General features: G+C 62.2%; 5 protein-coding genes. All 5 read right to left on the bottom strand.

Going from position 1 to position 9,776, the window contains the following annotated elements:
• The coding region (locus tag LH128_RS02945) for an efflux RND transporter permease subunit (protein WP_008828089.1) at positions 1-2,759 on the bottom strand (2,759 nt) is incomplete at its 3' end.
• On the bottom strand, positions 2,756-3,931 hold the full coding sequence (locus LH128_RS02940) for an efflux RND transporter periplasmic adaptor subunit (RefSeq protein WP_008828088.1): 1,176 nt from the start codon (positions 3,929-3,931) through the stop codon (positions 2,756-2,758). The genes LH128_RS02945 and LH128_RS02940, both read right to left, overlap by 4 nt.
• A complete protein-coding gene (locus tag LH128_RS02935) occupies positions 3,928-5,349 on the bottom strand; it encodes an efflux transporter outer membrane subunit (RefSeq protein WP_172704915.1) in 1,422 nt (473 codons plus the stop codon). The genes LH128_RS02940 and LH128_RS02935 overlap by 4 nt, the downstream gene beginning before the upstream one ends.
• Before the next feature lie 177 nt (positions 5,350-5,526).
• Complete coding sequence (locus tag LH128_RS02930; RefSeq protein WP_008828086.1) at positions 5,527-6,816, bottom strand: histidine-type phosphatase; 1,290 nt, start codon at positions 6,814-6,816, stop codon at positions 5,527-5,529.
• A gap of 26 nt (positions 6,817-6,842) precedes the next feature.
• On the bottom strand, positions 6,843-9,776 hold a 2,934-nt coding region (locus LH128_RS02925), incomplete at its 5' end, for a TonB-dependent receptor (RefSeq protein WP_008828085.1).

Genomic DNA, 9,776 nt, shown 5'->3' with positions numbered 1-9,776 from the left:
ACGATGCCGATCAGCAGCAGGATGCCGATGATCCCCATGATCGACAGGTCATTGCCTGTAAGGCCCAGGGCCAGCAGCGCCCCCAACCCTGCCGATGGCAGTGTCGAGATGATCGTTAGGGGATGGATCGCACTTTCGTACAGCACGCCCAGCACGATATAGATCGCCACGATCGCCGCCGCGATCAGCCATGGCTGCGATTTGAGCGAGGCCTGGAAGGCACGGGCTGCGCCTTGAAAGGATCCCGTAACCTCGTCCGGCACGCCCACATCATGCCTGGCGCTTTCGATGGCCTGCACAGCGTCGCTGAGCGCGAAGCCGTCGGCGACATTGAATGACACCGTCACGGCCGGGGACACCCCCTGGTGAGCTATCGTGACCGGAGAAATGCCTTTGCGCAGCTTCACGAGCAGGCTCAAGGGTACGAGACGGCCGGACGATGCGGAGCGCACGAACAAGTTCTGCAAGGCGCGCTCGTCCAACTGGAATTCCGAGGCGACCTCCTGAACGACATAATACTGGCTTGCTGGCGCAAAAACGGTTGCGATCTGTCGCTGGCCGAATGCATCGTACAGCGTGTTGTCGATATCCTGGACAGTGACGCCAAGCCGCGAGGCCATGTTGCGATCGATGTCGAGAAGGAGGCTTGTTGCCGCCTGCTGCCGATCGGAAGATACATCGCGCAGAGCATCGAGGGTTTTCAACCTAGTCTCGAGCGCGGCCGACCACTTGTAGAGTTTCTCCACATCTCCGGTCTGCAGCGTGTACTGATACTGAGCCATGCCGACCCGCGCGCCGATCTGGATGTCCTGCCGGACCTGAAGCCCTTGAGTGACCCCATAGTGCTCGGCCGCCTTCTTGCTCACTCTGGCGATGATCTCATCCGCGGAGCTCTCGCGTTGGTCCATAGGCTTCAGATTGAGGATGATGCGGGCATCGCTCATGGTCGGGTTAGGTCCGACCCAGTAGTCCACGGTGGCCACGTCGGGATCATCCATCCCGACCTTCGCCACCGCGTTCAGACGCTCGGACATTGCCTTGAAGGAGATATCAGGTCGGCCCCTCACGGTGCCGAGGACGAAGCTCGTGTCGACTTGCGGGAAGAAGCCTTTCGGCATTCCAGCGTATAGCCCAACCGTGACCACGATGGTGGCCAGGAAGCAGCCCATCGTGGCGCGCTGGTGGCACAGGGCCCAGTCCAGCGCTCGGCCATAGGTGGCGGTGATCCGGGCGAACCCCTGTTCAAGTCGGGCACCGATCCGGCCGGTATCGCCGGGCATATCCCGACGCAGCAGCCATCCGCACAGCATCGGTGTGACCGTGAGTGATACGATTGCCGACATGATGAGCGCGACACTGATGGTGACCGCGAATTCTCGGAAGATCTTCCCCACGATCCCGCCCATCGCGAGGATGGGGATGAAGACTGCTATCAATGAAACCGTCATCGACACGATCGTGAAGGTGACCTCGCGACATCCCTCGATTGCGGCCGATAACGGGGACCGCCCTTCCTCCACATGGCGCATCACGTTCTCGATCACGACGATCCCGTCATCGACGACGAAGCCGACTGCGATCGTCAGCCCCATCAGCGACAGGTTGTTCAGACTGTAACCGAGGCCATACATCACGGCGAAGGTGACGATCAGCGACAGGGGAATTGTAAGGCTGGCGATCAGCGTCGCCCAGAGATTGCGCAGGAACAGCAGGATGACGAGCACCACCAGTCCGATGGTGATCATCAAGGTCATCTGCACGTCATCGACCGAGGCATGGATCGTCTGCGTCCTGTCCGCCACGATGTCGAGTTGGACAGATGGCGGAAGGGCGGCGGCCAGTGCCGGCAGCCTGGCCTTGATGCCCTTGAGCGTTTCGACGACGTTCGTTCCCGGGCTCTGGTTCACGTCAATGATGATCGCACGGCGCCCTTCGAACCAGGCTGCCTGCCGGGTGTCCTCGGCCGCAATGTCGATCCGGGCGATCTGCGACAGTTCAATCGGCGCACCATTGCGGTGAGCGACGACCAGGCGGCGATAACCATCGACATCCAGCAACTGGTCGGATGCGTTCAGCACGATTGCCTGATGTGGCCCGTCTAACGAACCCTTGGGTGCATTGAGGGTGGATGCAGAAATGACGCTCCTCACATCCTCCATCGTCAGGTTTCTGGCCGCAAGGCGACGCGGATCGATGCGGACGCGGATCGCCGGACGCATCTGGCCGTGATAATCGATGGGTCCCACCCCGGGCATTTGGGAGAGCGCCTGGACGATCTGGCTCTCCGCATGTCGGTTGACCTCGGTCAGCGGCAGAGTTGGCGAAGTGATCGCCAGCGAGATCATCGAGACGTTCGCCGGGTTTACCTTCCGGTATGTCGGCGGGTTCGGCATGTTCCTGGGAAGCAGGCCCGCCGCGGCGTTGATCTGCGTCTGGACATCCGCCGCCGCACTATCGATGCCACGATCCAGATCGAACTGCAGCGTGATCTGCGTCAGCCCGAGCGAACTGGAGGAAGTCATCTCGACTACCCCGGGAATGTTCGTCAGCATACGCTCCAGCGGGGTCGCCACAGACGCCGCCATGACATCCGCGCTGGCACCGGGCAGGTTCGCCGACACGGATATCGTAGGGTACTCGACTTGCGGCATCGCGGAAATCGGCAGCGCCCAATAGGCTGCCAGTCCAAGCAGACACGCTCCCAGCGCCAGGAGGCAGGTTCCGATCCGGCGTTGGATGAAGAGGTTGGAGACGCTCATCGTGCGCCTTGGCCGACAGCAGGCTTTACCTGCACCGCAGCGCCCGGAGACAACCGGGACTGGCCATCGATGACGACCATCTCGCCCTGTTTCAGCCCCTCGCGAATGACGGTGAACCCATCGCCATTTGGTCCGGTCTTCACCGTGCGGACCTGGCCAATTCCGCGGTGGTCGACGACATAGACGTAGGTGCCGGTTTCGCCGGTCAGGATTGCCTGTTCGGGCACAACCACAGCCCCACGCTCAGTGCGAGCCCGTACCCTGACCGACACCAAGGCGCCCGGCCAAAGCAATCTGTCCTTGTTATCGAACTGAGCGCGCAGCTGGAACTGCCCGTTGCCGGGGTCGATCGCGCTGCCGACTACAGAGAGCTTGCCGCGTGCCAGAGGGGTTTGCCCGTCTGCATCGACCACGGAGACTTCGAGCGGACCTTTGCCCTGTCCGTCGATGACCTGACTCAGGGAATCCTGAGGGAGAGTGAAAATCACCGAGATCGGCGCCATCTGCGTGATCGTGACGATCCCCGTGGGATCACTTGTCCTGACGATGCTACCCCGGCTCACCTGACGGATGCCAACGCGGCCAGTTATCGGCGCGGTGATCCTGGAGAACTCAAGGTTGAGCCGCGCCGATCGGATGGAGGCGCCATCTGCCAGAAGGGCGGCGCGCAATGCCGCAGCTTGCGCCTTTGCCGCGTCGCGGCTCTGCGAGGTTCCAGCTCCGGCCTGCGCGAGAACTTCGGCGCGCGCGGCTTCCTGTCCGGCATTGGCGAACTGCGCCTGATCCCTTGATCGTACCGCATTGGCCTGCGCCAGGACTGCCTCGTAGGGCCGTGGATCCAGGCGCGCCAGCAGTTGCCCGGCCTGAACGTCTTGCCCTTCGACGAAGTGCAGCTCGATCAACTGCCCTTCAACCTGCGGCCTGACATCTACAATATTGATAGGTGTCACGCTGCCATTGCCTGACAGCCAGACCGGCAAGTCGCGAATGGACACTGGTGCAACAACGACGGGGATTGGCGCGACCTGTTTGGTCGCATTGGAAGCGCCAACGTCACTAGCCTTGAAAGCGCCGATCGTCGCAATACCCAGGATCGCGGCAGTGCCTATTCCGGCGACTTTCCAGGCCAGGGTGGACCTGTGACGCGCAGTATACTCATTCGCTTCGATCACTGTGCTTCTTTCGTCAGGGCAGCTTCGCCTGCTGCGTGTTCGGCGAGCGCCGACCTCACCATCGTCTGCTCATCCATGCCTCCCCCCAGAGCCCGGCAAAGGCTGACGATGCCCAGCAGATGATCCAGACGGATCGATGCGGAGGTGTCGCGCGCTCTGTAGAGCGCCTGTTGCGTGGTCAGCACTGTCAGATAATCCGAGCTGCCGAGCCGATACTGTAACCTCGCTAGCGAATCCGCCTGAGCCGCAGCAGCGAGCGCCGCATTCGCCGCAGCCTCCTGCCGACGCAGCGCGGTCAGTCCACTGAGTGCGTCTTGCGCATCCCGGAAGCCCCCTAGTATCGCCTGACGGTAGTCAGCAATGAGTTCGTCCTGTCGGGCCGTTGCCATCTGCATCTGCCCCTTCAGACGCCCACCCTGGAAGACAGGCGCCAGCATTGCCCCGCCGATCCCGGCAACCAGCGAAAGCGGGAACACCCGCGCAGTGCTGGCCGTCGCGATGCCAGCTTCCCCGGAAAGGGACAGGTTCGGCAGGAATGCGGCCCGAGCGGCGCCGACATCAAAGTTTGCGGCGACCAGACGCGCCTCTGCGGCGCGGATGTCCGGCCTTGCCGTGAGAAGCCTTGCAGGTGGATCTTCCGAGAAGCTGGGGCGCACAACATCGTCCAGCTTTGCAGGAGCCAGAGCGAAGCCCTGCGGCGACATGCCGACCAAGACCGCAAGTGCATGTACCGTGTTTTGCAGCTGCTGCTCGAGCAACGACACCTGGCCATCGAGCCCCGCGACAATGGTCTCTTGCTGGCGAACCTGCATCAAGGTCGCGGTGCCCGAGCGCTGCTGGATCTCGACAAGACGCAGCATTGCGCGGGCCTCGCGTGCCATGTCGGAAGCGATCTCGATCCTCTCGCGCAGAGACAGGGCTGTGAAATAGCTTTCCGCGACTTGCGCCGACAGTGTCATCGCCACGGTCGCGGCGTCTGCCGCACTGGCCTGCACATTCGCATTGGCAGAACCGCGAGCCGCCGCGTTGGCGCCCCAGAAGTCGATTTCATAGCTAGCCTGCGCCGTGACACGCCGCGCGGTCGTTCCCACCGTACGCCCGCCCTCGACGTAATAGCCGCCGATCTGCAGAGAAGGATTGACGGCAGCGCCCGCGATGAGGGCGCGACCCTGTGCCTGCCGAATCCTGGCTTCAGCGGCTGCGAGCATGAAATTTCCCGCGAAGGCCCGATCCATCAGGTTGTCGAGTTCCGCGCTGGCGAAAGTGCGCCACCATCCTGCACTGACAGGCTGGGCTTGCATTGCGCTGGCAGAATCGCCTTGCCAACTGGCCGGTACTGCCACGGCGGGCCGCTCGTAAGGCGCGACCACGGAGCAACCACTAAGCAGCGCGCACGCGCCGACCAGCAGCGGCTCCACACGGATCCGTTTCATCACGTCCCAACCATTTCAAAAGCACTGGCGTATCAGGCTGCGCCGCAGTCGCGGCCGATCTGATCGCAGACGGTCGGCGTCACCCGCGCGGAAGAAATCGTGCGCGTAGCGGTGCTCGGCCGAGGCATTCCGCCTGTCTGTGCCCCGCTACACGCCCGGCAATCACTTCACCAGACGGGCTTCCAGCAGCGTCTGGAACTTGCGCAAGGGGCACGGCGAGGCATCGCCGCTGGCATTGCACCCCGGAAGCTCGAGATACTGACGAGCCGGCTTGTTATCGTTGCTGAGCGGCTCAAGGTTGCGGATCTGGTCCATGGTTTGGGCCTCGTAGAAGGTGCGGACGAAACGCTCACCCTTCGCGTTTTTCAACAGTTCGAAACCCAGCGTTCCGTTCGGCGGAGAATCATCGCCCGGATAGCTGGCGAGCTTCCAATGGACACCCAGGAACCCACCAAGCAGAGCCAGAGTGTTGTCATGGCCGAAGAACATGGTGAGCTTTTCGCCGCGCGGTGCGGCGCCAGACTTCGCCTGTGGCGCCAGCGCGTCGAGCATCCTGCGAACCAGCGGCGTTGCAAGCGGATAGGAAACCGCCGGCGGACGACTGACGATCTCGTACTCCAGCGCATGAAAGCGCAGCAGGGTCTCGACTGTCTCACGATCGGCCCGGCCCCAGCCAACCTGGGTCATCGGCCGCCCCTCAAGATATTCGAGAAGCAAGTTCTGCGAATACGTCCCGGCAACCGTGAGCGGGCCCGTCAGGCGAGGCCGTGCCCCGGGACGAATGCCCATGGCGACGGTGCTGGGAAGATCGGTGAACGTGCAGGACGCTTCGAGCTTGGCCTTGTCGCAGAGCGGCGGGGCGCAACATCCAAGCACCGACTGCATCAATTTCAGGTCGGCGATATTGGCGTCCGCAATCTTCTGGACGTCGCCAAATCGTGCGGTAATTGCTGCGAGCGCCTTCTGCTGATCGAAGGCTACCGCTTTCGCGCCGCCGGCCGAGAAGAGCGGGTCCTGCTGTCCCAGCGGATTGTGGTGGGTTTCCACACCACATCCGGCGAACATGCCCTGCGCCGTGGCTTCACCGCTGGCAATTGTGCGTTGCTCGATGTTGGCCCAGAAATAGACCTCGCCAGTTTTCGGACACCCAGCTGAAAGCAACTCGCGTTCGACGAAGTCGGATTTGTTGTACTGCCCGCGAAGCACCAGTGCATCGGCGCCGCGCTGCGTGAGATGCCCTGCCGGAACATCCCACTTCGGCCAGGCATCCTTGGCATAGCCATCGGGAAGCGGCGGCGTCTTGGTCGGCGGACGCACGCCGTGACGCATCAGGCCAACGACCCGCTCGAGGGTCATGCCTTCCGGTTCCTGCGCATGGGCAGGAACCAGGGGCGTGGTCATGGAGACGGCACAGGCCGTCAGGGCGAGCATCGCCCGGCGAATGTAGTGCATTGAGCTATCCTTTACTGTCGGTGCGTTCAGAAGCGCACGCGCACGCCGCCGCGGAAGGTTGGACCGTACTTCTGGTTCTCATTCAGCTGGCTGGAGATACCAGTGAAGCGACGCAGCGGCGCATCGGTCAGGTTGGCACCTTCGACGAAGATGGTGACGTTGTCCGTCCACCGGTAGCTGACCTGGGCATCAAGCTGGCCGAAATTGTCGACATAGATGTCCTGCGACGCATCCGGGCCGACTTCGGCAAGGTACTTCGAACGGTAGGAATAAGCCACGCGTGCCGAAAGACCTTTGCGCTCGTAGAAGAGCTGCGCAGTGCCGACGACCTTGGATTGCAGGAACAGCGGAAGCTTGTCGGCGCGGTTGAGAACACCCTCGGCCTTGCCATCGATGAAGGTGACGTTGGCACCTATGCCGAACCCGCTCAGGAACCCTGGCAGGAAGGTGAACTGGGACTGGGCATTGAGCTCCAGACCCTTGATGGTCGAACGGGTCGCATTCATCGGCCGGGTCACGGTCGCCTGAGCGATGGTCTGTCCGACCACCTGATAGTTGGTCTCCGCAGTGGTCTGCGTGTAGATCGGATCGTCGATGCGCTTGTAGAACAGGCCTGCAGACAGGATGCCCTGACCCGGCAGATAGTATTCGATCGCAGCGTCCAGGTTCAGTGATTTCAGCGGCTTGAGGTCTGGATTGCCTTGGGTCACCTCGGTGTCGTCGAGGATGACGTACGGTGCCAGATCCTGGTAATTCGGACGGCCGATCGCAGTGGTCACCGCGCCGCGCAGCAACAGGTCAGGGTTCACCTCGTACTTGGCGGTGATGCCCGGGAAGAAGTCCGAGTAGCTCGTACCGCCGAATGAATCGTATGCCTGATCGGCAGTCGATGCCGCAGTGTACTCCTTGGCCTTGTAAGACGCCTTGGTGCTTTCGAACCGGACACCCGGAATGACGGTTAGCCCACCGGCCTTCAGGGTGACCATCGCATAGCCAGCGAGAATGCGCTCGCTGACCTCGTAGTCTGACGAGATCGAGTCTGAAATGCTAGTCGCGGCATTGCGGGTAAAGCGCGACGGGTTCGCCGCGAAGTACGATGCGAGGGCATCATAATTGGCGCGAAGGCCATACCGGTAGCGGTTGCCATAGATCGTCTCGTCGCCAAGATAAGCGAAGTCCGTCATCGTCAGACCGCTGGCGCCATTCCACGTATTGGAATCGCGGTCGTTCATCTTGGTGCGCTTAAGGTACTTCGCGCCGACCTTGATCGAGCTGTCGTCACCGATGCCGATAGGCAGCAGATAGTCCACTCGGCCCTGGTACAGCTTTTCTTCCGACACGCGCACGTCGGCGCGGTGGAGCTGGAAGGTGTACTTGCTGGCGTCATAGGCGGCTTCGGATGGCGTGACCTCGAACAGCGTTTGGCCGAGATCGTAAGTGGCCGTGAGGTTCGCCGCGGTCCGGAACTGGAAATTGTTCTGGTATGGGTCGTCCTTGCGAGCCCGGCTGACGCCAAGGTCCACGCTCAGAGTGCCGACCGGAAGCTCGAACTCACCGCCGGCGGAACCGGTGACGGTCTGTTCGTTCTCGATGGCGTATCGGATAAGCGTGGTCGAGCGGACCCCGGTGATCGTACCGGTAGTGTCACTGGTCTGCGTGACGGCGCCTGCCGTACTTACAGGCAGGGCATATCGCGTCTGATCGCGGAACCCACGATCACGGTATTCAAAGTAGGTCGAGCGCAGGTACATCTTCGCGGTGTCGCTGGGACGCCAGTCGAAGTTCATGACGGCGCTGAAGCGCTTGCGCACGACATTAGTGTCGCGCAGCCTGAAATCGTCAGGCAGCGTCGCGCCTCCGACATCAACCCAATTCGAAGTGCCGAGCAGATCCTGCGATCGGATCGGGCGCCGCGAGTAATTCACCGCCAGCACGAGGCCAAACTGGTCATCGGACCCGAATACCCGGCCCGCCGAGAGATCGGCCTCGAACGGGGTCTTCTTGTTCGAGAGGTTGTAGCCTCCGGTCAGGTTGAGCGAGACGAAGGGCTTCTTGCGGTCGAAAGCGCTCAGCGTGTTGATGTTAACCTGGCCTGCGATCGCGTTCGCGTCGAGGTCCGCGGTCAGGCTCTTGATCACCTGCACCGAACCGATCAACGACGACGGAATGGTGTCCAGCTTGACCTGACGCCCTTCAGGCTCCGGCCCTGGCGCGGTCTGTCCATTAAGCGTCACGTTGGCAAGGTTGGGATCGACGCCGCGGATGATCACATAGCGGCCCTCTCCGAGATCGTTCGCGACTGAGATCGAAGGCAGACGCCGCACGGCTTCGGCAACATTCTGGTCGGGCAGTTTGCCGACGTCATCGGCGACCAGCGTTTCCTGCAGGTTGTCTGCCGCCTTCTTCGTCTGGAGCGCACGGCGGTCCGCCATACGCTGACCGTTCACCGTGATGTCGTTACCAAGATCGCTGATCATCGCAAAAACGGTCGACCCCGGCGTTCCGGTTGACGCGGTTTGCGTACTGGTCGGATAGCCGACGTAGTCGATTTCGACGACATACTCGCCCGCCGGAACATCACGGATTGCAAAGGAGCCGTCCGATTCAGTTTGGGCAACTTCCTTGCGACCTTGGAGATGGACAGTCGCGCCCGTCAGCGGGGCACCGGTGGCTCGATCGACCACCGTTCCGCGGATATCGGCAACTTCAGTGCCTGCGCGGCTCGGCCGCGCTGCCGGCAAAGGGCGCAAAACAAGGCCGCCCGCTCCATTCTCGACCACCGCGATCGGAAGGCCGGCGACCAGATGCTGCACCGCCTCCTTGGCAGACATGCGTCCGCGAATTTCGGGCGAGGTGCGCTGGCTGACCAGCGGCGGGCTGAACAGGATGTCCACGTGAGTCTTGCGGGAGACCTCGTTCAGAGCCTTCTCCAGCGACTGTGCCGGCACGGCGATGTCGAC

Origin of the sequence: Sphingomonas sp. LH128, assembly GCF_000293195.2 — a bacterium.
GTDB lineage: Bacteria > Pseudomonadota > Alphaproteobacteria > Sphingomonadales > Sphingomonadaceae > Novosphingobium > Novosphingobium resinovorum_A.
The sequence above is the reverse complement of the archived record's forward strand: the minus strand, read 5'-3'. Positions and strand labels throughout refer to the sequence as shown.